Annotated in this window: 22 protein-coding genes; 12 read left to right on the top strand and 10 right to left on the bottom strand. The window is 53.2% G+C overall.

The window, feature by feature from the left end; translation table 11 throughout:
- Window positions 1–192: 192 nt before the first annotated feature.
- A complete protein-coding gene (locus tag M6D89_RS09200) occupies window positions 193–900 on the bottom strand; it encodes a hypothetical protein (RefSeq protein WP_253967770.1) in 708 nt (235 codons plus the stop codon).
- 162 nt (window positions 901–1,062) lie between these two features.
- Here M6D89_RS09200 and M6D89_RS09205 point away from each other — a divergent pair, with 162 nt between their 5' ends.
- From M6D89_RS09205 to M6D89_RS09235, 8 genes are all read left to right on the top strand, one after another.
- Entirely contained in the window at window positions 1,063–1,611 is a 549-nt protein-coding gene (locus M6D89_RS09205; RefSeq protein WP_253967771.1) for a DUF2058 domain-containing protein, read from the top strand.
- 21 nt (window positions 1,612–1,632) lie between these two features.
- Window positions 1,633–2,772 carry an endo-1,4-beta-xylanase gene (locus M6D89_RS09210; RefSeq protein WP_253967772.1) on the top strand — a complete coding sequence of 380 codons (1,140 nt, stop codon included), beginning with the start codon at window positions 1,633–1,635 and terminating at the stop codon, window positions 2,770–2,772.
- Window positions 2,773–2,940: 168 nt separating this feature from the next.
- Window positions 2,941–3,663 (top strand): septum site-determining protein MinC, encoded by a 723-nt coding sequence (gene minC, locus M6D89_RS09215; protein WP_253967773.1) that lies wholly within the window; start codon window positions 2,941–2,943, stop codon window positions 3,661–3,663.
- Window positions 3,664–3,691: 28 nt separating this feature from the next.
- Complete coding sequence (gene minD, locus M6D89_RS09220; RefSeq protein WP_253967774.1) at window positions 3,692–4,501, top strand: septum site-determining protein MinD; 810 nt, start codon at window positions 3,692–3,694, stop codon at window positions 4,499–4,501.
- Complete coding sequence (gene minE / locus M6D89_RS09225) at window positions 4,501–4,761, top strand: cell division topological specificity factor MinE (RefSeq protein WP_253967775.1); 261 nt, start codon at window positions 4,501–4,503, stop codon at window positions 4,759–4,761. Before minD ends, minE begins: the two co-directional genes overlap by 1 nt.
- 191 nt (window positions 4,762–4,952) lie before the next feature.
- Window positions 4,953–6,149 (top strand): MFS transporter, encoded by a 1,197-nt coding sequence (locus M6D89_RS09230; protein ID WP_253967776.1) that lies wholly within the window; start codon window positions 4,953–4,955, stop codon window positions 6,147–6,149.
- Window positions 6,150–6,819: 670 nt separating this feature from the next.
- Complete coding sequence (locus M6D89_RS17475; protein ID WP_418930353.1) at window positions 6,820–7,029, top strand: zinc ribbon domain-containing protein; 210 nt, start codon at window positions 6,820–6,822, stop codon at window positions 7,027–7,029.
- A gap of 45 nt (window positions 7,030–7,074) precedes the next feature.
- Complete coding sequence (locus tag M6D89_RS09235; RefSeq protein ID WP_253967777.1) at window positions 7,075–7,422, top strand: VOC family protein; 348 nt, start codon at window positions 7,075–7,077, stop codon at window positions 7,420–7,422.
- 115 nt (window positions 7,423–7,537) lie between these two features.
- Here the strand turns inward: M6D89_RS09235 and waaA are convergent, their stop codons facing one another.
- The 8 genes from waaA to M6D89_RS09275 all read right to left on the bottom strand — a co-directional run bounded on the left by waaA (window position 7,538) and on the right by M6D89_RS09275 (window position 14,217).
- On the bottom strand, window positions 7,538–8,812 hold the full coding sequence (gene waaA / locus M6D89_RS09240) for a lipid IV(A) 3-deoxy-D-manno-octulosonic acid transferase (RefSeq protein ID WP_253967778.1): 1,275 nt from the start codon (window positions 8,810–8,812) through the stop codon (window positions 7,538–7,540).
- A 325-nt stretch (window positions 8,813–9,137) separates the two neighbouring features.
- The gene (locus M6D89_RS09245; RefSeq protein WP_253967779.1) at window positions 9,138–10,403 is read right to left on the bottom strand and encodes a metallopeptidase TldD-related protein; all 1,266 of its coding nucleotides are present in this window, start codon (window positions 10,401–10,403) and stop codon (window positions 9,138–9,140) included.
- The gene (locus tag M6D89_RS09250; protein ID WP_253967780.1) at window positions 10,403–11,761 is read right to left on the bottom strand and encodes a TldD/PmbA family protein; all 1,359 of its coding nucleotides are present in this window, start codon (window positions 11,759–11,761) and stop codon (window positions 10,403–10,405) included. Before M6D89_RS09250 ends, M6D89_RS09245 begins: the two co-directional genes overlap by 1 nt.
- Before the next feature lie 139 nt (window positions 11,762–11,900).
- Window positions 11,901–12,179: a hypothetical protein gene (locus tag M6D89_RS09255; RefSeq protein ID WP_253967781.1), complete on the bottom strand. Its 279-nt coding sequence runs from the start codon at window positions 12,177–12,179 to the stop codon at window positions 11,901–11,903.
- 34 nt (window positions 12,180–12,213) lie between these two features.
- Window positions 12,214–12,756, bottom strand: a complete 543-nt coding sequence (locus M6D89_RS09260; protein WP_253967782.1) for a DUF7010 family protein — start codon at window positions 12,754–12,756, stop codon at window positions 12,214–12,216.
- A 49-nt stretch (window positions 12,757–12,805) separates the two neighbouring features.
- Complete coding sequence (locus tag M6D89_RS09265) at window positions 12,806–13,108, bottom strand: hypothetical protein (RefSeq protein ID WP_253967783.1); 303 nt, start codon at window positions 13,106–13,108, stop codon at window positions 12,806–12,808.
- An 80-nt stretch (window positions 13,109–13,188) separates the two neighbouring features.
- On the bottom strand, window positions 13,189–13,515 hold the full coding sequence (locus tag M6D89_RS09270; protein WP_253967784.1) for a hypothetical protein: 327 nt from the start codon (window positions 13,513–13,515) through the stop codon (window positions 13,189–13,191).
- Window positions 13,516–13,662: 147 nt separating this feature from the next.
- Window positions 13,663–14,217: a DUF3299 domain-containing protein gene (locus M6D89_RS09275; protein ID WP_253967785.1), complete on the bottom strand. Its 555-nt coding sequence runs from the start codon at window positions 14,215–14,217 to the stop codon at window positions 13,663–13,665.
- Window positions 14,218–14,293: 76 nt separating this feature from the next.
- On the opposite strand from M6D89_RS09275, the gene M6D89_RS09280 reads away from it, so the two are divergent.
- The 4 genes from M6D89_RS09280 (at window position 14,294) to M6D89_RS09295 (ending at window position 18,887) form a co-directional block, all read left to right on the top strand.
- Window positions 14,294–14,968, top strand: coding sequence for an ATP-binding cassette domain-containing protein (locus M6D89_RS09280; protein ID WP_253967786.1), 675 nt, complete (start codon window positions 14,294–14,296; stop codon window positions 14,966–14,968).
- Entirely contained in the window at window positions 14,965–16,185 is a 1,221-nt protein-coding gene (locus M6D89_RS09285; RefSeq protein WP_253967787.1) for an ABC transporter permease, read from the top strand. The genes M6D89_RS09280 and M6D89_RS09285 overlap by 4 nt, the downstream gene beginning before the upstream one ends.
- A 280-nt stretch (window positions 16,186–16,465) precedes the next feature.
- A complete protein-coding gene (locus tag M6D89_RS09290) occupies window positions 16,466–17,926 on the top strand; it encodes a family 43 glycosylhydrolase (protein ID WP_253967788.1) in 1,461 nt (486 codons plus the stop codon).
- Window positions 17,927–18,362: 436 nt separating this feature from the next.
- On the top strand, window positions 18,363–18,887 hold the full coding sequence (locus M6D89_RS09295; protein ID WP_253967789.1) for a PepSY-like domain-containing protein: 525 nt from the start codon (window positions 18,363–18,365) through the stop codon (window positions 18,885–18,887).
- A gap of 60 nt (window positions 18,888–18,947) precedes the next feature.
- Here the strand turns inward: M6D89_RS09295 and M6D89_RS09300 are convergent, their stop codons facing one another.
- Complete coding sequence (locus M6D89_RS09300) at window positions 18,948–20,291, bottom strand: hypothetical protein (RefSeq protein WP_253967790.1); 1,344 nt, start codon at window positions 20,289–20,291, stop codon at window positions 18,948–18,950.
- Window positions 20,292–20,341 lie beyond the last annotated feature (50 nt).

The raw sequence follows: 20,341 nt of genomic DNA on the forward strand, positions 1-20,341 counted from the left end.
TGAGGTCTGATGTCTGATGTCTGATGTCTGATGTCTGATGATCAGTATCCGCGACAGCCAAAGCCAATAAAACAGGCTTTGGCGTCAGACATCAGACGTCCGTCATCCGACCCATTCGTTCTGCGTTCTGCGTTCTGCGTTCTGCGTTCTGCGTTCAACAGCATCAGACATCCGACCTCAGACGTCCGACGATCAATCCCCCAAATACCACTCATCCCGATAGGTCTTCACCATATCCGGCCAGAGAATGGTAAACACCGTCGCCAAAGCGCCGTTACAAAAACCTTCCGGGAACATCATCAGCACAAACAGCAGGCCGTGTTCGCGCAGCACGGCCAGCGGGGCCTCGCTACCGCTCGCATAAAAAAGCGCAAACGCTGCGGCACCCAACCACAGGCAGCTAAGCATGGCACCAAAAAAACCGACACCCAGAAAGTAAGTGAACGGATTCTTAAAACGCCAGCGATCCACCAGGAATAAAACAACCAGCGTCCAGCTGGCGGGCACCAGAACGCTTAAGACAAAATCCACCGGCAAGGTAGCGGGCTCCAATGCCTGTAATGCCTGAGCCCAGCCGTCCAGACTGCCCCAGAGCGCGAGGCGATATAGCTGCAACGCGACTAGAGCCAGAGCACCAATCACCAACGCCAAATGCCAGCCAAAAATCATGGTCACCACGGTGATTAGCATGGGGTGAAACCCCAGGCTATCGCGCACCTCAACCTGTAACAGCCAGAACAAGCCCAGCGCCAAAATCGCAGCAAAAAACGCGTGCTGGCGCTGATTACTTACCGCCAGCTGACGCCAGGGCGCGCGCCATAGCGCCCACCCCAAGGCGGGCAGCGACAGGGCCAGACTCAACCCCAGTAAAATAAGCGATGGCGGCAGGAGTAAATTCATAGCGCTATTGTAACCTGCGCCCTAGCAGGCTGCTGGTGCTTGTTGCCACGCGCGAAGGTGGCTATTCTTCTGTTCTTTACACAGACCTGTTTACATTAATTAAACCCCGGCCCTCTTGCGCTGGGCACAAGTTATAGTAATATTGACCAAAAGAGGTAATCCATGGCATCGCTGCAAGATCAGCTTAAAAACGCCGGCCTGATAGACGCCAAAAAGGCCAAAAAAATACAGAAAGAGAAACACAAGCAGCAGAAGGTTGCGACCAAGTCCGGCCAGACATTGGTCAGCGAGAGTCGCCAAAGCGCCGAGGCCGCGCGCGCCGCTAAAGCCGAGCGCGACCGCGAACTCAACCGCGAGCGTCAGGCCCAGGCCGAGAAAAAAGCCATTGCCGCGCAGATTAAACAGCTGATCGAGACCAACCGCCAGCCCAAACACGAGGGGCGCGAGTCCGAGCTGGAATACAACTTCACCGACGGCAAAAAAATTAAAAAGCTGCTGTTGGGCGAGCAGGCCCACGGCCGAATCACTCGTGGCCAACTGAACATTGTAAAGCTGGGCGATACCTACGAACTGGTGCCCAAGATGATTGCCGACAAAATTGCCGAGCGCGACCCGGCCTATGTACTGGTGGCCAATACCGTCAGCAGCGATGCTCAGGACGAGGACGATCCCTACAAGGACTATGTAATTCCCGATGACCTTATGTGGTAGTAACTTTTTAGCAGGTGAATAATGACAATAAATCGCAGGACACTCTTAAAGCGCTCGGCGCTTTTAGCGGCGGCACTGGCCACCACCAAACAAAACGCCATTGCCAAAGCCCTTGAACAGACCGGTTTAAAAGATCTGTATAAAAACGACTTTTATATCGGCACCGCCATAGGCAACGCGCGTCTGAACAATCCGCCCGCGGGCTTTAACGCCCTGGTGGCCCGCGAATTTAACGCCATGACCATGGAAAACGACATGAAGTGGGAGCGCGTCCACCCCGAACCCGAAAAATGGGTTTGGGACCACGCCGACAAATTTATGGCCCTGGGCGAGCAGCACGGCATGTATATGGTGGGCCACGTACTGGTGTGGCACTCGCAAACCCCGCGCTGGGTGTTTAACGATGACGCGGGCCAACCGCTGTCGCGCGAGGCTCTGCTGGCGCGCATGAAAAGCCATATTGATACCCTGGCCGGACGTTACCGCGGCCGCGTCCACGCCTGGGATGTCGTCAACGAAGCGGTGGATGAAGACAAAGGCTGGCGTAAAAGCCCCTGGTTTAATCAAATAGGCCCCGACTTTGTCGACCACGCTTTTCGCTACGCCCGCGAGGCCGCCCCCGAGGCGCACCTGCTGTACAACGACTACAACATGCACAACCCCGGTAAACGCGAGTTTGTGGTCGATATGATTAAGCGCCTTAAGAAAAATGGCGTATCCATTGACGGCGTCGGCATGCAGGGCCATGTGGGCCTAGAGTACCCCGACATCGCCGAGTTTGAAAAAAGCATTGAAGCCTTTGCCGCCGAAGGTGTTGCCGTGCATATTACCGAGCTGGACCTGGATATGCTGCCGGTAGCCTGGGACCACATTGGCGCCGAGATTTCCGACAGTTTTGAATACTCCGACGAGCTGAACCCCTACCCCAATGGTCTGCCCGCCGACATGGAGGAAAAACTGGCCGCGCGCTACGCCGAGTGGTTTAAGCTGTTTTTAAAGCACCGCGACAAAATCGCCCGCGTGACCTTCTGGGGCACGGGTGATAGCGAGTCCTGGAAGAACGACTTCCCAGTGACCGGCCGCACCAACTATCCGCTGCTATTCGATCGCGATTATCAGCGCAAACCCGCCTACCACGCCGTCGCCGCGCTGAAAAAATAGCGCCTTATATCTCCTCCCCCTTATGGTGAGGCCGCAATATTTGCTATATTGCGGCCCACTTGGCAAAACCGCGCCAAGGCGCTTTTCTGTCCGGCGCCGCGTCGCTAACCTGCCCTCATTGATCAAACGGCTTAATACCGCCGTGCGCAAAAATATCAGGATGACTCGATGGCAGACCCCTGCTTTCAAATAAAAGGCACCAGCGTCACCAGCATGGTGCTGGACTTATACCACTACCAAAGCGAAGAATTTGCCCGCACCCTGCACGAAAAAGTGCAATCGGCACCGTTGTTTTTTACCGGTTCGCCACTGTTTATTAACCTGGCATCGTTTACCGGCGAGCTGCAAAAAGAGCAGCTGCAGGAGATTATCAAACACTGTCAGTCGCTGGGTTTTCAGCTGTTCGGCTGTAAAGGTGGCAGCGAGCCCCAGGCCAAAATGGCCAAAGACCTGGGATTAGTGCATTTACCCGCCTCGCGCCCACGCCCCGAAAAGGCCGACAGCGAACCCACAGCTCAGCCCGAACCGGCCACCGCCAGTACCCCGACGCCCGACGCGGCCAGCCGCCCCACCCGCATTATCGAGCGCCCGGTGCGCTCGGGACAGCAAGTTTACGCCGAGGGCAGCGACTTAATTTTGCTTGCCCAGGTGAGCGAAGGGGCCGAGGTGATTGCCGATGGCAACATTCACGCCTATGGCCCCCTGCGCGGCCGTGCCCTGGCGGGGGTGCGCGATAACCCCAATGCGCGTATATTCTGTCAGCATCTGGAGGCCGAACTGGTTTCCATTGCCGGGCACTTTGTGCTCAACGACACCCTGCGGGACAGTTGCTGGAAGCAACCGGCACAGATTTTTTTACAAGACGATTCTATTGAAATTGCCGCACTGTAATCAGTGCCCAACACATTGAGGAAACACCGTGGCTAAAATTATTGTTGTGACTTCGGGTAAAGGCGGCGTGGGTAAAACCACCTCTAGCGCCGCCATTTCTACTGGCCTGGCATTGCGTGGCCACAAAACTGTGGTTATCGATTTTGACGTGGGCCTGCGCAACCTGGACTTAATTATGGGCTGCGAACGCCGCGTGGTGTACGACTTTGTGAATGTGATTAATAAAGAGGCCTCGCTCAAACAGGCCCTGATCAAAGACAAGCGTACCGAAGGCCTGTTTATTCTGCCTGCCTCGCAAACCCGCGACAAAGACGCCCTCACCTACGAAGGCGTCGAGGCCGTGCTGGACGAGTTGGCCCAAGACTTTGATTATATTATTTGCGACTCTCCCGCCGGTATTGAGCAGGGCGCGCAAATGGCGTTGTACTTTGCCGAAGAGGCGATTGTGGTCACTAACCCCGAGGTGTCCTCGGTGCGCGATTCGGACCGTATTCTGGGCATCTTGCAAAGCAAATCGCGTATGGCCGAACAGGGCAAGTCGGTTAAAGAGCACTTGCTGTTAACCCGCTACAACCCCTCGCGCGTGGCCAGCGCCGAAATGCTGAGTGTGGCCGATGTGGAAGAAATCCTGGCAATCCCCCTACTGGGCGTTATCCCTGAATCCGAAGCGGTGCTAAAGGCCTCTAACCAGGGCGCGCCGGTTATTCTGGATGAAGAGTCTGAAGCCGGACAAGCCTACTCCGATGCCGTGGCACGACTGCTGGGTGAAGACGTAGAACATCGCTTTTTGGAACAACAGAAAAAAGGATTCTTACAGCGTCTGCTGGGAGGCAAGTAATGGGCATTCTTGACTATCTGTTAAAAAAGAACAAACCGACCTCTTCGGCGTCGGTCGCCAAAGAGCGACTGCAGATTATTGTCGCTCACGAGCGCAGTAACCGCGGCCAACCCGACTACCTGCCGCTGATGCAGCAGGAAATTCTGGAAGTGATCCGCAAGTATGTGGACATTGAACAGGATCAGGTGTCGGTACAAGTGGACAACGAAGACGACTGCTCGGTGCTGGAGCTGAATATTACCCTGCCCGACGCCAAGTAAACCGGTGCGGCTGGCAGCGAGCTGTCGGCCGCATACGTATTCACTAACCATTAACACGCCCTTACACTCAAGCCTGTACGCTTAGCGTACAATAACCCGCTTTCCATAACTCCAATCAAAACCCCGACTATCATTGATAACCGGACATGCCTGCATGTACCGGGTAAAGCTCGTTAATACGCGAAGGAATTATGCAGACAGAACAACCCAAAATCAGTAAAGGCGCCATGTGGCTAATTGAAATAGCCCTGGCTTTAGGAGGCTTTGGCATCGGCACCGGCGAGTTCGCCGCCATGGGCCTGATGCCAGGCATCGCCAGCGACCTGGGCGTCAGCGAACCCAAGGTAGGGCATATCATCAGCGCCTATGCGTTTGGCGTGGTAGTAGGCGCGCCCGTGCTGGCCGTGTTCGGGGCCAAACTATTTCACCGGCATTTACTGATCCTGCTTATGGGCTTTTACGCGGTCGCGAATATTGCCAGCGCCTTTGCCCCCAATTACGAATCACTGCTGGCCATGCGTTTTATTGCAGGCCTACCCCACGGCACCTACTTTGGCGTAGCAGCCTTGGTGGTCGCAAGCCTGGTGCCACCCAACCAACGCGGAAAGGCCGTCAGCCGGGTGATGGTGGGGCTGACCCTCGCCATTCTCATCGGCAACCCGTTGGCCACCTGGCTGGGGCAAACCATGAGCTGGCGCTACGCTTTCGCCTTGGTGGGCATTTTATCGGTAATCACCGTCGCGCTGATCTTTGCCTTTGTGCCCTTTAACCGTCAGCAACTGCGCAACAACCCACTGACGGAGTTAAAAGCGTTTAACAACCCGCGCGTATGGCTGGCGCTGATGATTGGCGCCACTGGTTTCGCCGGGGTGTTCTGTGTGTTTAGTTACTTGGCCCCCACTATTTTGCACGTGACCGGAGTGGGCGAGAACTGGATTCCCATTGCCATGGGTGTATTTGGTTTTGGCGGTTTTTGCGCCAACTTTTTGGGTGGCTGGCTGTTCGATAAATACCAATTTAAAGCGGTGGGCTGGCTGCTGGTATGGAGCATTATCGTGCTGCTGGTTTACCCCTTTACCACCGGACACCTTTGGAGCTTGCTGGTCGCTATTTTCACCGTGGGCACGGTCGCGGCTATTTCCCCGCCGCTGCAAACTCACCTAATGGACGTCGCCACCGGCGCCCGCACCTTGGCCGCCGCCTCGCACCACGCGGCCTTTAACACCGCCAATGCTATTGGCCCATTGCTGGGTGGCTTTGCCATTTCCGCCGGATTTGGTTGGAGCTCTACCGGGTTTGTGGGGGCGATTACGGCGGTGATTGGGTTGGTGTTTTTTGGGTTGGCGTGGCGGCTGGAGAAACGCGAGGGTTTGCAGGCCGACGCTTAATGATTTGGGCCGCCAAGCACAGCTTGGCTGTCGTTCGGCTCGCTCTCAAGGGGATTAGACCAATAATAAAGCGCTACTTTTTTATCTGGATTCCGTGCCACGACACGGAACCCAGATAAAAAGCGCGACTTGTTACTGACCTCACAAAGCAATCTTACCCCCCCTGTTATCTCATCCCCCTCAGAACCAGACTGTTCTTCCTACTTGCCATTCTACAGAGGCAACCTCTCTAAACAGGAATTACTTTCAGGCAGTTATAGCAACCTTGCCGAGCGGCGTAAAAACCCTTACATTGGCAAGAGCTCCCAGAACATTCTGTGCTGAGGCATAAAAATACAGAAAAGTGATTTTCCCTTTGGATGATGGTTAACTCGGGATTCCGGGAGAGGCTGAAGTTAAAATAGCAAAGTGGCGTGTCGACCAGAGATCATCGGGTTACAACACACGACGACTGGCAATCTTCCGCCGCCTCTATAAGCAAAGAACATTGGCACAGTCCCGACGGATGAGACTCTAGAACACATCGACGACAGTTACCAACTTGCAAAGCTTGACTTATCTAAACAGATAAAGCGGCGTATTGAAACCAAGCGTTTAAATAAACGCACTGTACACTCACAGCTGGACGATTTTGTTCACTGGAACCACATAAGAAAGGAAGCAATTAAATATGGAGAGCAAAGCCTGGACATGCATAAAATGCGAAACAAAAACATATGAAGAAGGCGAAATGCGCGTATCAGGAGGGTTTTGGTCGCGAATATTTGATGTTCAGAACAAGAAATACGTAACCATCTCATGTGCAGGGTGTGGTTACACGGAATTTTATAAAAAACCATCATCAATGGCAGGCAATGTTTTTGATTTTTTCACCAACTGAAAAATAGCCCGCCCTCAGAAGATTGCCATTTAGCAGGAAGCAAGCATGGACATAACTCATATAAAACCCTTCATTCCAAGTAAGGATTACGACGCTTCAAAGTCGTTTTATACCGACATTGGCTTCCGAGCGGAACACGTCTCGGATGACTTAACTTTGTTTCAAAGCGGCAAATGCTTTTTCTTTTTGCAACGATTTTATACACCCAAATTAGCAGATAATTTTATGCTGCAAGTATGCGTTACTGATATCGATGCCGCATTTAGCCTGTGCAAAAAATCGGAATACAAAACAAAAATCACCGAAATACAACAAGAACACTGGGGCCAGGTGTTTTACCTGTGGGGACCAGCGGGTGAGCTTCTGCATATCACAGAGTTGAAATGCCAATAACAAGCTTAAATGAGTTCACTTCAATTGAAAACAGCCCAAAAACTGTCCCGAGCCGGTCACCATTAATGCACCGGCAGTGAACTTATAAAAAAGCCGAACAAAGCATACCGTTTCTTCAAATAAACCGTTCAATAACCGCGACGGTTCGGGCCAGCGCACCTCGATTTTGCTCAGCGACCTGAAGCGCCGCTTGCCCGGCATGTACCCGCGCGCTGTCATCCGCAAACAACCGCTTCACTTCCGCCGCTATAGCCTCGGCATCCGGCGTGATTTTTAACGCCTGGGCCTCGATTAACAATCTTGATACTTCGGCAAAATTGTATAACACCGGCCCGCCCAGTAGCGGCTTGGCCCAGACGGCGGGCTCAATAAAGTTATGGCCGCCCACATCGGCCAAAGTACCGCCCATAAACACAATATCACTAGCGCCGTACAGCAGCATCAGCTCCCCCATGGTATCACCTAACACCACGTCAGTTTGAGCACATGGTGCTTGCTGCGCGGAGCGGCGCACACAGCTAAAGCCTCGGCTGTGAATCAGCTCTCCGACTCGATCAAATCGCTCCGGGTGACGAGGCACAAGCACCAGCAACAGCTTATCGGCGCCAATGCCCTGCTCGCGAAGCTTACTCAGCGAGTCCAGAATAATTTCATCTTCACTATTGTGAGTACTCGCCACCAACCACACCTGACGCCTACCGCTTGGATTCCATTGATTCGCCAACTGCTGGCTTTGCTCACGCAGCTGATCAGTGAGCCTGATATCAAATTTAATATTACCGGTCACCAGGGCCTTGGCGGGTACCAACCCCAGCTGGGTAAAACGGTCGGCATCGGCCTGCTGCTGAATCGCGGCGGCCGACAAATGGCTGAGCATTGCTGCGCTGAGCTTAGCAAACCGGCCGTAGCCACGCGCCGAGCGCTCTGAAAGTCGGGCATTTATCAACACACTGGGCAATCTTTTGCGACCAACCACGGCCAGGGTATTGGGCCAGAGCTCAGTTTCCATTATCACCAAAGCATCCGGCTGGAGGCGATCGACAAACCGGGAAATGGCAAAGGGCAAATCATAGGGCATATAGCTGTGCAGCACCTTATCACCCAAAGTATTACGCACCCTCTCGGAACCTGTAATCGTGGTGCTAGTAATACAAAGCTCCAAATCATCGCGCTGCAGCAACTGGTGAATTAACGGCAGCGCTCCCAGAAACTCACCGACGGATACGGTATGGAGCCAAAGCCGCTTTTTCTGCTTAGCCGGCGCACTTACCCACCCAAAGCGCTCCGCCAGTCGCTCAATATGTCGTCGATCTCGACGGGCACGCCAACACTGGCGCAAAAGCACCAAGGGAATTAATAGAACATAAATAAGAGTGTAGAGCAGTCGCATATGAGCTTGGAGTCAGATAAAAGCCGACAGGATAGCGTGAGAGGGAGATGATATAAAGAAAGTAGCCAATAATTGTCGACTGCGGCTTTTGTGGCTGGCGCGCAAAATATGACGAGTAACGAGCTTTAAGCCATTAACTCCATAGAGAAACAACGACTACCCGAGCCAAATAGGTGGCCTGGGCCAACGCACTTCGAAACAGCCCTTAAAAACCAGGATTCACAGTGAACCTCGGGTTTTAAGGGCGTGCATGCCCCTCAATTTATAGCAGCGCTTCCATGCGTCGCCTAATCATCTAACAATCTCGCTTGCCGAGCTAATAGCCTTAAGAAAATCGCAAGCCGCTGATTTTTAACCATGGCAAACGGCTGCCGCCAAAGTCGGACACCTCGGCGCTGATGGCCTGAATATCCTGCAGCATTTGCGCGACATTGCCGGTAATCATGGTTTCGGTTAGCGCCTGAGTGCGCACGCCGTTTTCCAGTAAAAAGCTGTTTTTAATCACCCCAGAAAAGTCGCCATTGGGTGCCGGGCTGCCCATGGACAAACGCCCCACCAAAGCGCCGCGCTCGACGCTTGCCTGCATATCGGCGCGACTGATACTGCCGGGGTCAATACTCCAGCTACCGCCCGATGCCGTGTAGGGGATATCCAGCTTACGGCTGCCATAATAGGTGGGCAGTAAGCGCGTCAGCTTGCCGCCGTCCACCAAAGTGACCGGACCAATGGTAAAGCCTTCGCCATTGTAGGCACGCTCGCCTGCCCCCTCGGGGTTATTGCGAATGGTCAGCGAAGGTGCGCCAATCATGTCACCCACAGACTTCTGATACACCGACGTCTGGCTAATCAAGGCGCCGTCACCCAGCTGGCTGGTGAGCCAGCCGATCAAATCCATCACCGCCATGGGCATAAGCACCACATCGCCGGTAAACTTTTCTTTGATCATGCTGGTTTGGGTTTCCTGCACACTGTTGGCCATGATTTCGCCAATATCCAGCACTTCGGTCAGACGCTCAGGTAACGCATCCATTTCACCGCCGGTGTAGGTAAACGAGCTGCTGCCGTGCTCGTCTTTGCTGGAGCCCATAATCATGACTTCGTAGCTGCCGACCGACGAGCTCAACTGGGTATCGGCGGTAGTGACTAACGTGTTTTTGGCCAGGGTGTGCTTAATCGCGCACTCTTCAATTTGAAAGCTGGGAAACTCCTCGCTGCGACTTTGCAGCAGAGATTTGGCCGCCGCGGCAATGGCATCGCGATCAACCGACTGCGGGCCCTTGGTAAAATCACCGCTCTGTCCGGGTGCCACGGCATAGGCTTCGTCCTGAGGTGAAGTGGCCACATCGCGCTGTAAATCGGCGATGACTTTTTCGATTACCGACTCATCCAGACTGCTAACCGATGCGGTTACACGGCGCTTGTCTTTTATCGCCATTACCGCCAGTGATTGGTTTTGGGTGGTACGCATTAAGCTGACATGGTTGTGGGCGATATTCAGCTCGTTCACGTCGGCCTCGGTAATACTGACGCGGGCATCGTCAAATCCGGCGCCGGTAAGCGCTTGTAAAATCTTATTGGCTTGCTCGTGCATTATTCACCCCCCAACTGTGCTTTGGCGCGAATCGCCGGGCCGCCCATAGACACCACCATGGGCTGCTTTTTACCGCAGTAACCGCTGCTGTCCCAGTGCATATCGCCCGACACGGCATCCACCGATTGCAGCATTTTAATCGCCGACCCCGACAGGGTGGTGTCTTTAATCGCACGGCCCAACTGGCCATTTTTGATTTCATAACCCAGGTTAATACCAAACATAAATTCGGTGGTGGTATCGGCCTGGCCGTTGCCGGTTTTCATCAGGTAGTAACCGTCTTCTACGTCGGCAATCATATCGTCCAACTTACTGGTCCCGGGCAAAATGGCGGTGTTACGCATGCGTATCAGCGGCTCGTCATCGGGTCCGTAGGCGCGCGCGTTGCCCGTAGCGGGGTTATCAAAGGCGGTGGCCGTCTCGCGGTTGTGCATAAAGTCGGTGAGTATGCCGTCTTTAATCAAGGTCACATCTTGGGCGGGGGTGCCCTCATCATCGGCGTACACGGGTACCGCCAATTCTTGGCCCTCGTAGCTGTGGGCAAGATCCACCATGGTGATTAAGTCGCTGGCGATACGCTCACCGCGCATGTCGCCGGTGACCGCACCGCCCAACACCAGGTCGGCCTCGCAGGGGTGACCCATGGCCTCGTGGGCCAGCATTCCGGCCAGGTTTGGGGCGAGTACCACAGACTGCAAACCACCCTGGGCGTGCACCGCTTCGCGCTTGGCCATTAAGTGTTCGTACAGCTCATCCAGCTGCGCCTCGACCGAGGCCATAGACATATCCAAGTCGCCAAAGCTGCCCTTACCGCCAATCACCTGCATCAGCTCTACGGGCTTATCGTCTTTGTCTTTCACGGTCATTAGCAGGTAGACCATAGCGCGAGAGATATTGTTGTAAGTGCGCGCCCCCAGGCTGTTCTGGACGAACTTATCGTGGTATTCATCCAACGCCAGCACCGTCATTGACGCCAGCTTATCGTAACGGCTGCGCGCTAAGTCGTTGACCGACTGCTGCCATTCAATTAACTGCTCCGATGACCAATTGGGTCTGCAGGCAACACCGTGCTCGCCCTGATGGGCCTGCTGCGGCAGAGGGCGGCTACTGCCGCCAAAGAGCTGCAGCGCCTGGGCATTGGCCAGAGCGATATTGCCGAGCTTATCGGCGCCAGTGGGTTGCGTGGCCGAGGCAAAACCCCAGTAGCCGTTTTGGTAGGCGCGGGCCGACTCGCCCAAGGCGTGGGAATTGTCGTTAACCATTAAGTTGCCGTCGACCATCACCAGCCGACGTTTGCGCAGCTCGTGCTGGCGAAATTCGTTGTATTCTCCGACGCGGGAGAAATCTGCAAAAGACATGTAAGACTCCTTGCACTGAAAGATGGGCGCAGCTTAGCAGAGGCTCTGGGTAAAACCTATAATTCGGCGCAAACAACTGCCCGGGCAACCCGCCCTTAGCGGGCAGGGAGCATCAAGGGTGCCTCCAGTATTGTGCAAGCTAGAGATATTGACGCAGCAGCAGCCGCTCAACCCGTTCGGGAACACGAAACAAATGGAATAAGATCATTACCGCGACTCCCACCACAAACGGTTCGACAGGTGCGTAGAGCGCGGCTGTTAAAACCCCGGAAAGCGTACCTAAAACGGCGGCGGTTAAAGCAAAAGTAAAAGCGTACTTGAGCCAGTAGAGAGTCCGACTTTGGGCCTGATACGCTCTATCCCGAGCCGCTGTTAAGTCATGCGTTTTATTCGGTTCTGATTCATTACTGTTATCCATTTTTTGTCGCTCCTTATTATTTAGTAATGACATTCTAATCTGCCGAACTTTTCTTGCTTTGCATAAAGATTATAAACGCAAAGACTAGCTCGATCATCCCACCAGTAAGACCACCGGCATACACAGGCACTTGCAACGCGAGCAGCAACCAGGCGGCCGCAAATAGCACCCCACCAAACAACCAGAAAATTCGATTACCATAAAGGGTGTTAAAGGTCAGATAGCGCCCACCAATGACGAACATCATGGCAGGAAAGAACCATTCGGGACGATAAAATGCGGCACCGATGGCGATGGGAATGGAGAACAACATCCATAATGTGCCCTCAATCGCGAGCGGTGCCAAGGGGTTACCTTTTTGGTGCTTGCCACTGCGCCCCAGGGCCTTACACAGCAACACCGATAACGGAAAGATGAGCGTTCCGCCTACAATTAACGTCGCAATACCCACGTTTGCACTGTGCAGCAATGCCACCAACCCGGCCAGCAACCAAACAGAACCCGACGCAATTATTCCGGGCACACCATAGTAATAAGCGGTGTTCATATCCTTTTGATAGTCATTGATATTATTCAACTGTTCTTCCCTCAATGTTTGTCCATCGTTGCCTTTAAAATAGAGCCAGCTAGACCAAAAGCGCCACGGGCGCAACCACCCAAACAGCACTTAAATGCAGGTGATTAACCTGGGCCTTTTTCAAAGCGGGAACAAATCCGGCCACAACTACCGCCACTCCCCCCAGCAGACAGCCCAACCACAAATGCTGCTTGGCGCCTATTACAAGCATAGCGCCAAAACCTGCGATACAAAATACGCCGAGCATGTGCTCATTTTGGCCTATTTGTTTGCCGCTGGACTGACGCACAATACGAATATATTGCATGGCACCTGTGCCAAGCAGGCACAGCGCCAAGGCTAAAACCATCATAGCTTACCGCTCATATTTTTGGCTATTATAGAGAAACCGGAGATCCACGCACCTCACCATACAAGCCGAACAGGCTAATATCATAAGCGTTTATTCCAATCACCGTTATTATCGCGCTCGCAATTTTCCTCGGTATCAAAACTGACATGCTTGCGGATGTTACCCAACTGAATATTAATCGATGCCAAGCTCGTTTGTATCAGCGAGCAAATCTCACCGCGATCCGTCCGAGCCAGTTGTTCGTTGGTGCTGTAAACACACACGACCTGAAGTGATTGGGGGAATCGTTCATAATCAACAAAGTGCGTTAACCACTCAAACCCATCGCCCCGGTCTTTGGCAATTTCGCACGCCTGAGTCAGCGCTCGGATAATGGCGTTTTCTTTTTTCTTGTCACTTTTTCGCATAGGGTATAAGTGTCTAATGTATTAGCGGTAAAAGGCCTTTTAAACAAGCTTCGGCGTCAGACTCCGCCATCCAACGCATCCGTTTTGCGTTCTGCGTTCTGCGTTCTGCGTTCTGCGTTCTGCGTTCTGCGTTCTGCGTTCTTCAGATTACTCCGCATACAACCCCATTTCATCCACACGCATCTGATACGCCGCTTGGGACAAATCAGTCTCGACCAGCTCAATGGTTAAATGCCCGGACACCCAGAAAGGATCGTAGAGTGCGTCCAAAATAATGCCTTCTTCGAACTTAGCGTATATCACCTGGTTGGGTGGCGGTGGGGGCAAGTGAATGCAGGCGCCAAAGAACGGCACCAATAAAAACTCGATAATGCGCTGCTGGTCATCGAAAACTAAAGGCACCACAAAGCCGGGAATGCGGATATTTTTTTGATCGAACTCGGGCACTGTTGTGGCCGAGCGTAAGGCACGACTGTAGGGGTCATCCTCGGGCAAGCCGGCTATGCCATCTCCCGCCGGAGGCATTTGGTCGGCCTCGCCGCCCTCGGGCACCTCGTCTATCCATTCGGGGCGATTCAGCAGTGCCTCCAAGTCCTCGGCGGGCATTAGATCGGGCCATTCCACAGTTTGGTAATCGTCTGCCCAGCTCACCGGGCTAAGCCAGCACATTGCCACCATTACATAAGCTAACACCGCTTTCATTTATCACCCTTGCCTAGCGTAAAAAATACGTTATAACATAACCGGCCATTTTCAAGCGACCGACAGCGCAGCATTCATGAACCCCCGCGAATACGCCATTAATATTGCCGAGCTGGAATACGGACACCGCCAGGGTCCGCGCTGGCGCCTGCCAAAGTGGCAATTGGCTGCCGGGCAGACGGTGTTTTTAGAAGCGCCCTCGGGCGCCGGTAAATCAACACTCTTGAATCTACTCGCCGGTCTATTATCCCCGACTAAAGGGGAGCTTAGGGTGCTGGGCGAGCCTTTGCACCAGCGCCACGCCGCGCAGACGGCGCCCTGGCGGGCTCGCCAGCTGGGTATTATTTTTCAGAATTTAAATGTGCTGGACTATTTAAGCTGTCTGGATAATATTCGTCTGGCCGCTCACTTTGCTCACCGCCACGAACAAGATACCGGGGCCAAAGCGGCCGATTTGCTGCAGCGTCTCAACTTACCCGATTCCATACTGCACACCCAAGCCTCCCAGCTGAGTGTGGGCCAACGCCAACGCGTTGCGATTGCCCGCGCTCTGATCAATGATCCGCCGCTGATTTTGGCCGACGAGCCCACCTCGGCGCTGGATGACACCAACAGCCGGGACTTTATGAACTTACTGTTTGATTTGGTACGTGAACGCGGCTGCACCTTGGTATTCGCCAGCCACGATCGCTCCCTGGGAGAGCGCTTTGATCAGCAGATCCAATTAAGCGAAGTCAGCCAGCCGCTATGATGTTTCGTCTGGCCTGGAAAAGCCTGCTTAGCCGGCGCTTCAGTGCGGCGGTCTGTATCGCTATGGTGGCGTTAAGTACCCTGGTTTTACTGAGCGTCGATACCGTCTATCGCGGCGCCCAATCAGCCTTTAGCCGCAGCGTGCAGGGCATTGATTTGATCGTGGGCGCTCCCACGGGCGAGGTCAATCTGCTGTTGTTTTCAGCCTTTCATGTGGGTGCCCCCAGCCGCGAACTAAGCTGGCAGACGTTCCAGCAATGGGAAAAGAGCCCCGGAGTCGCACGCGCCGTCCCCTTGATGTTGGGCGACAGCCACCAGGGCTTTCGGGTGATCGGCACCAATCAGGCGATGTTCGATCACCTGGCCGCCACCCACGACACAGCGGTGTTTACCCAAGGTAAGGCCTTTGCGCATGTATTCGAAGTGACCTTGGGACACGAGGTTGCCCGCACCCTGGGATACCCACTGGGCAAAGAACTCATCCTTAGTCACGGTTTGGGCAATCACAGCTTCCAACAGCACGAGGCGCGCACTTTTACCGTTACCGGTATTCTTGCCCCCACCGGCACCCCCATTGATAAAACCCTGCAAGTCAGTACCGAGGCAATAGAGGCCATTCACTGGCCCCCGGCCCGACTGGCCACCCTGCCCTCACAGCCGACACTGGGTGAAACGGCAGCGCTGCAGCCGGACCGGGTGAGTGCTTTTTACCTGACGCTCGCCAATAAGGTACGCACCTTTCAAATTCAGCGCGCTATTAATCAGAGCGATACCGAACCCACCCAAGCGATATTGCCGGGCGTCGCGATAACTCGATTGTGGGGTGTGATGGATTGGGTGCAAATGGCCTTAATGGGGTTGGGTTTGCTGGCCGCCCTAATGGCTGCGATTGGTGTTGCCAGCAGTTTGCTCAGTCATCTGGACAGGCGTGTTGCGGAGTTCCAGTTACTGCAGTTGCTGGGCGCGCGACGGCGCTTTATCTATACCCTGCTGGGACTTGAAAGTGGCGCCCTAATCGCCATCGGAATCATCGCCGGTACAGCCCTAACCGTTCTTCTGGAACGCGGCTTTAGCGTCATCGCACAAAGCCACTGGGGCCTGTATTGGCCCTTGCAGATTAACGGCTTTGCGCTAGGCACGGCCATGCTAGCGGCACCCTTGCTAGGCGGATTGTTGATCACACTGGCAGGAGCCTGGCGACTGGCGAAATTACCCTAGCGCCACCGGTCGCGCGCAAGAGACTATAAGCTTGTCACGCCTCCTTTTTTGCGCGTCTTAGCATACAAATAACTTTCGTTCGCCTCAGCTCATATAGCGTTTTGAAATTAGTATTCCGGAATATCTATTTCGAATCAATATCAAAACTCGTCCTTAACGAGACGATAATCGCTTTTTAAACTACTTAAATATAATACTATTGTAATACCTATTATATATAGGCGTTTACCACGCTTTTGCTGTGCGTGCTCCCAAAAATAATCAATTACCGGAGAGTACTATGATAATAACTCGCTCCATGACTCGAGTAATGGGCCTTTTGGCGGGCCTACTTTTATGCTTACAAGGTCACGCCATTACCCTAAATGGCACGACCGACATTCACGACCCTTCGACCATTGTTAAAGACGGCGATACCTACTGGACTTTTGGTACGGGCGCCGGATCATCTAACTTCCCCATCAACGCGCTCTACTCCACCGACCTGGTTAACTGGTCACGCGGACCTTCACCAGTTGCCCCCAACACCTATCCAAGCTGGATTAACGACAAGGTGCCAGGTTTTGACGGCAACTTTTGGGCTCCGGACATTATTAAAATGAACGGCCGTTACTATTTGTACTACTCGGCCTTCTCGGATTCCACCGGCATGAAATCAGCCATCGGCGTTATGGTGACCGACTCGCTCAACAACCCCAACTGGCAAGATTTGGGGATGGTGGTTTCCACCATCGATGAACCATACTCCGGCGGCCAGCCAGTCAACGCGATTGACGCGGGACTGTTCCGCGACGCCAACAATAATGTGTGGATGGTCTATGGTTCGCACTACGCCGGTATTTACATCCGCCCCATCAACCCCGCCACAGGCCACTTGCTAGACAATAACCGCCACCCAGTTGTGGGCAACAACGGTGCCTGGCACGAGTTTGAAGCCGCTCAAGTGCAATACATGAACGGTTACTACTATATGTTTGCCAACCTAGGTGACTGCTGCGCGGGAAACTCCAGCAACTACTATGTGGTAATGGGTCGCTCTACTAGCCCTACCGGCCCTTTCCACGACCAGGGCGGCGTTGATATGTGGAACTATGGCGGCAGCACCGTGCTGGCGACCGAAGGTATTTACATTGGTCCCGGACACTTCGGTCACCTGAATAACTACGGCCAAAATCTGGCAACGTTCCATTACTACGACGGCCGCACCGCCAACGGCTGGCCCGCCCGTTTGGACATTATGGAAATAAATTTTGCCAACGGCTGGCCGACTTTTACTCGCAATTACTCCCTGGCCGATGAACCCACTGGCCCTTTAGCGAACGGACGCGTTACTTTTACCTCGGTACATAGCGGAAAATTGTTAGAGGTCGCCTCGGGCAGTCATGACAATGGTGCCAATGTTGTGCAGTGGGAAGACAACGGCAGCGCTAATCAACAGTGGGACATCGTCAATCTAAACAACGGCTACTACTCCATCCGCGCGGCGCACAGCGGTAAATCGCTGGACGTGTATGGTTTTAGCACTGAAAACGGTGGCGAAATTCGCCAGTGGGAATACCTGGGCGGGGAAAACCAACAGTGGAAAATTGTCGATGAAGGCAATGGCACCTACGGTATTATCTCGCGCTCTAGCGGTAAGGCACTGGATGTATTCGAGTTCAGCACCGCAGACGGTGGCGACATCCGTCAGTGGGAATACTGGGGTGGCGCACCACAGCGCTGGACCGTTAGTTATCAGTAATCTGGCCGGGCACGAAAGGCACCGCATTAAGCGGTGCCTTGATATCGTGAACGCGGGCTTTAGTAACTCATCGAATCTATCAGTCGCCAAGGGTAGCCCCCTCTTAGAACTTGCCAAGTTAGTCCCACCGCCGAGACCAGCCACTAGCCCACTCGCTGCGCCGCGCAAAAACAGGCAGGTCCAGCGCGACTTTATTGCCCCCCCCCTCAAACCACCTCACCTTATGGTAAGCCAGCCTCGAATAGCCGAGCTCGCGCTTTGACACCTTTCACACACGGTTCTATTAAATAGGTTAAAATCTCGGTGTAACGGCCAAAAATCGCCAGACGTTGCATTAAGTACAGAGAATAAAAGATACCAAATACTAAAAAACCAGCAGAGCCCCTGAGCTGCCAGTGCATAGATATTATTCATTACTTAGCTATAGGGCCATTTTATGAAACTCTTGATACACCCAACGCTTGTATTTTTATCACTAGGCGTATCCGTCACCGCTAGCGCCGCACAATCAGAAGTAGGTACAGACTTATATCAGAAACAAGATATTCAAGTAGAGCAGGTGCCGCCACAAGCACTTGAGGCGGTAAAAAAACTCGCACCCGGCTTTGTTTTGCGCGAGGCCGAACAAGAATCCAAGCACGGCAACCAGTATCTGGACCTGGAGGGTGAAACAGCCGACGGCGAAGAAATAGAGTTTGACATGCTGTTGAACGATCAGGGTTTGTGGGAAGCGGTAGAAATTCAAAAAGACCTGACGCTTGACGAGTGTCCCTCCGCCGTGCAGAACCTATACAAAAACACTTTCGAGGGACAGCAGCCAGACCGGATTATCGAAAGCAAACAGATGGATGGCGTGGTCATCTACGAGTTTTACCTTGTGGGCAATAGCAAAACCACCAAACACGAAATCAAACTAGACGGCGATAATGCCTCTCTACTCGATCAAGAGTGGACACATTAAACACTCGCATATAAAAAAGGCCGGGGTTACCGGCCTTAATTTGGGTCAAACTCTCAACGTTTAACGTGTACCCGTTAGGTATCCGTATACCAACTCGTCGCCCGGGGCGTGATAAACAATCGTTACAGCAGATTCACTCACGGTGCCCATCACAAACCCTGCGGCATCTCCAGTGCCGAGGACTTCACTGCCTTTCAGCTCACAGCTAATATCGCCTTCATTGTGATTGATTGAGCAGCTGCCATCAGTATTGACCGTAAAGCTTCCCGCCAAAGCCGTTACGCTGGGGCCATTCTTGTTACCGTTGTTTTGCGCAATTAGCTCTTGGCCGGATATAGTGTATGCACCTGCACTTACATTGCCCGAAGCAGACTCAGCACTGTGAAATAAAGCCGAGACAGACTCACTACCCGAGGTGTTAGGTTTGGCGATAATAGTAACACTGTTTTCACCTACAGTACCTACAACAGTTGGGAAGCCAGTCTCCAGGGTGCCATCTTCAGCGTAAGTACACTCAGAGCGGTAACCTTCGCCCGCCGATAAATAGCAACTGCCATCCGACTCTAAGGTGAGAGTACCCAAAACACTATAGTGGTTGGGTTCTGTCTCTTCTTCAAAAACAATAATGGTTTCCGTACCTTGCAGTAGATAACTTTCTGCCCCCTGATCTTCCAAAGTTTGTGCGAAATGAGCTTCGGCCTGTTCACTGGTAACCAGAGCATCCACCGTGGAATCTTGCCCGGCGTTGGTAATCAAATTCACCACAGCGGCTGAAGATGAAAATTCCTCAGCCGACAAACTGAAATCTACGGGAGTGGCCACGGCTTTCGCCGCATCGGCAAGCTCAATACCGTTGTCCGGGTTGCCGTCTTTATCCAACGTTAATAACAAACGCACAATATTTAGGACTTGACCGTCGCGTGGATCCGCGGTGCCAACCAGATCCAGCGGTGTAATCACCGATCCACCGCTCACAGCAGGCAATTGCAAGTCGCCGATAGAAAAGCTGACTAATTCACCATCAACATATTCAAACTCGCCAATGGCAGTGGTTTGCCCCGAGACAGAGGGTGTCTGATAATCTAAATTAGCCACCGCGCTATCGACAAATATACCGGTCAACAGGCTCACTTCGGAGCTAGAGCTAGCCTCAGAGCTTTGCTCTGACGAAGAGCTGGAAGAGGACACAATAGAACTCGAAGAACTCTCGCTTGAGGAGACCTCACTAGAAGATGATGACGCAAGGCTACTGGATGAACTGCTGATGGATGAACTACTACTGGAACTAGAACTGGTTACCGAAGAGGCCGAACTGGTAGTTTGATTATCGTCCCCCGAGGACCCGCCACAAGCCCCCAACACCCCTGATAAAACAACCACCAACCCGAAGTTAAATGACTTCATTGCACTCTTTCCCTGTATAAATAATGAGAAAAGATTTTATCGTGGCAGGC

Origin of the sequence: Gilvimarinus xylanilyticus (assembly GCF_024195295.1) — a bacterium.
Classification (GTDB): Bacteria; Pseudomonadota; Gammaproteobacteria; order Pseudomonadales; family Cellvibrionaceae; genus Gilvimarinus; species Gilvimarinus xylanilyticus.

Bases quoted from the DNA above. Each gene is read 5' to 3' on its own strand.
- M6D89_RS09200 (WP_253967770.1), bottom strand. From the start codon at position 900: ATGAATTTACTCCTGCCGCCATCGCTTATTTTACTGGGGTTGAGTCTG.
- M6D89_RS09205 (WP_253967771.1), top strand. From the start codon at position 1,063: ATGGCATCGCTGCAAGATCAGCTTAAAAACGCCGGCCTGATAGACGCC.
- M6D89_RS09210 (WP_253967772.1), top strand. From the start codon at position 1,633: ATGACAATAAATCGCAGGACACTCTTAAAGCGCTCGGCGCTTTTAGCG.
- minC (WP_253967773.1), top strand. From the start codon at position 2,941: ATGGCAGACCCCTGCTTTCAAATAAAAGGCACCAGCGTCACCAGCATG.
- minE (WP_253967775.1), top strand. From the start codon at position 4,501: ATGGGCATTCTTGACTATCTGTTAAAAAAGAACAAACCGACCTCTTCG.
- M6D89_RS09230 (WP_253967776.1), top strand. From the start codon at position 4,953: ATGCAGACAGAACAACCCAAAATCAGTAAAGGCGCCATGTGGCTAATT.
- M6D89_RS17475 (WP_418930353.1), top strand. From the start codon at position 6,820: ATGGAGAGCAAAGCCTGGACATGCATAAAATGCGAAACAAAAACATAT.
- M6D89_RS09235 (WP_253967777.1), top strand. From the start codon at position 7,075: ATGGACATAACTCATATAAAACCCTTCATTCCAAGTAAGGATTACGAC.
- waaA (WP_253967778.1), bottom strand. From the start codon at position 8,812: ATGCGACTGCTCTACACTCTTATTTATGTTCTATTAATTCCCTTGGTG.
- M6D89_RS09245 (WP_253967779.1), bottom strand. From the start codon at position 10,403: ATGCACGAGCAAGCCAATAAGATTTTACAAGCGCTTACCGGCGCCGGA.
- M6D89_RS09250 (WP_253967780.1), bottom strand. From the start codon at position 11,761: ATGTCTTTTGCAGATTTCTCCCGCGTCGGAGAATACAACGAATTTCGC.
- M6D89_RS09255 (WP_253967781.1), bottom strand. From the start codon at position 12,179: ATGGATAACAGTAATGAATCAGAACCGAATAAAACGCATGACTTAACA.
- M6D89_RS09265 (WP_253967783.1), bottom strand. From the start codon at position 13,108: ATGATGGTTTTAGCCTTGGCGCTGTGCCTGCTTGGCACAGGTGCCATG.
- M6D89_RS09270 (WP_253967784.1), bottom strand. From the start codon at position 13,515: ATGCGAAAAAGTGACAAGAAAAAAGAAAACGCCATTATCCGAGCGCTG.
- M6D89_RS09275 (WP_253967785.1), bottom strand. From the start codon at position 14,217: ATGAAAGCGGTGTTAGCTTATGTAATGGTGGCAATGTGCTGGCTTAGC.
- M6D89_RS09280 (WP_253967786.1), top strand. From the start codon at position 14,294: ATGAACCCCCGCGAATACGCCATTAATATTGCCGAGCTGGAATACGGA.
- M6D89_RS09285 (WP_253967787.1), top strand. From the start codon at position 14,965: ATGATGTTTCGTCTGGCCTGGAAAAGCCTGCTTAGCCGGCGCTTCAGT.
- M6D89_RS09290 (WP_253967788.1), top strand. From the start codon at position 16,466: ATGATAATAACTCGCTCCATGACTCGAGTAATGGGCCTTTTGGCGGGC.
- M6D89_RS09295 (WP_253967789.1), top strand. From the start codon at position 18,363: ATGAAACTCTTGATACACCCAACGCTTGTATTTTTATCACTAGGCGTA.
- M6D89_RS09300 (WP_253967790.1), bottom strand. From the start codon at position 20,291: ATGAAGTCATTTAACTTCGGGTTGGTGGTTGTTTTATCAGGGGTGTTG.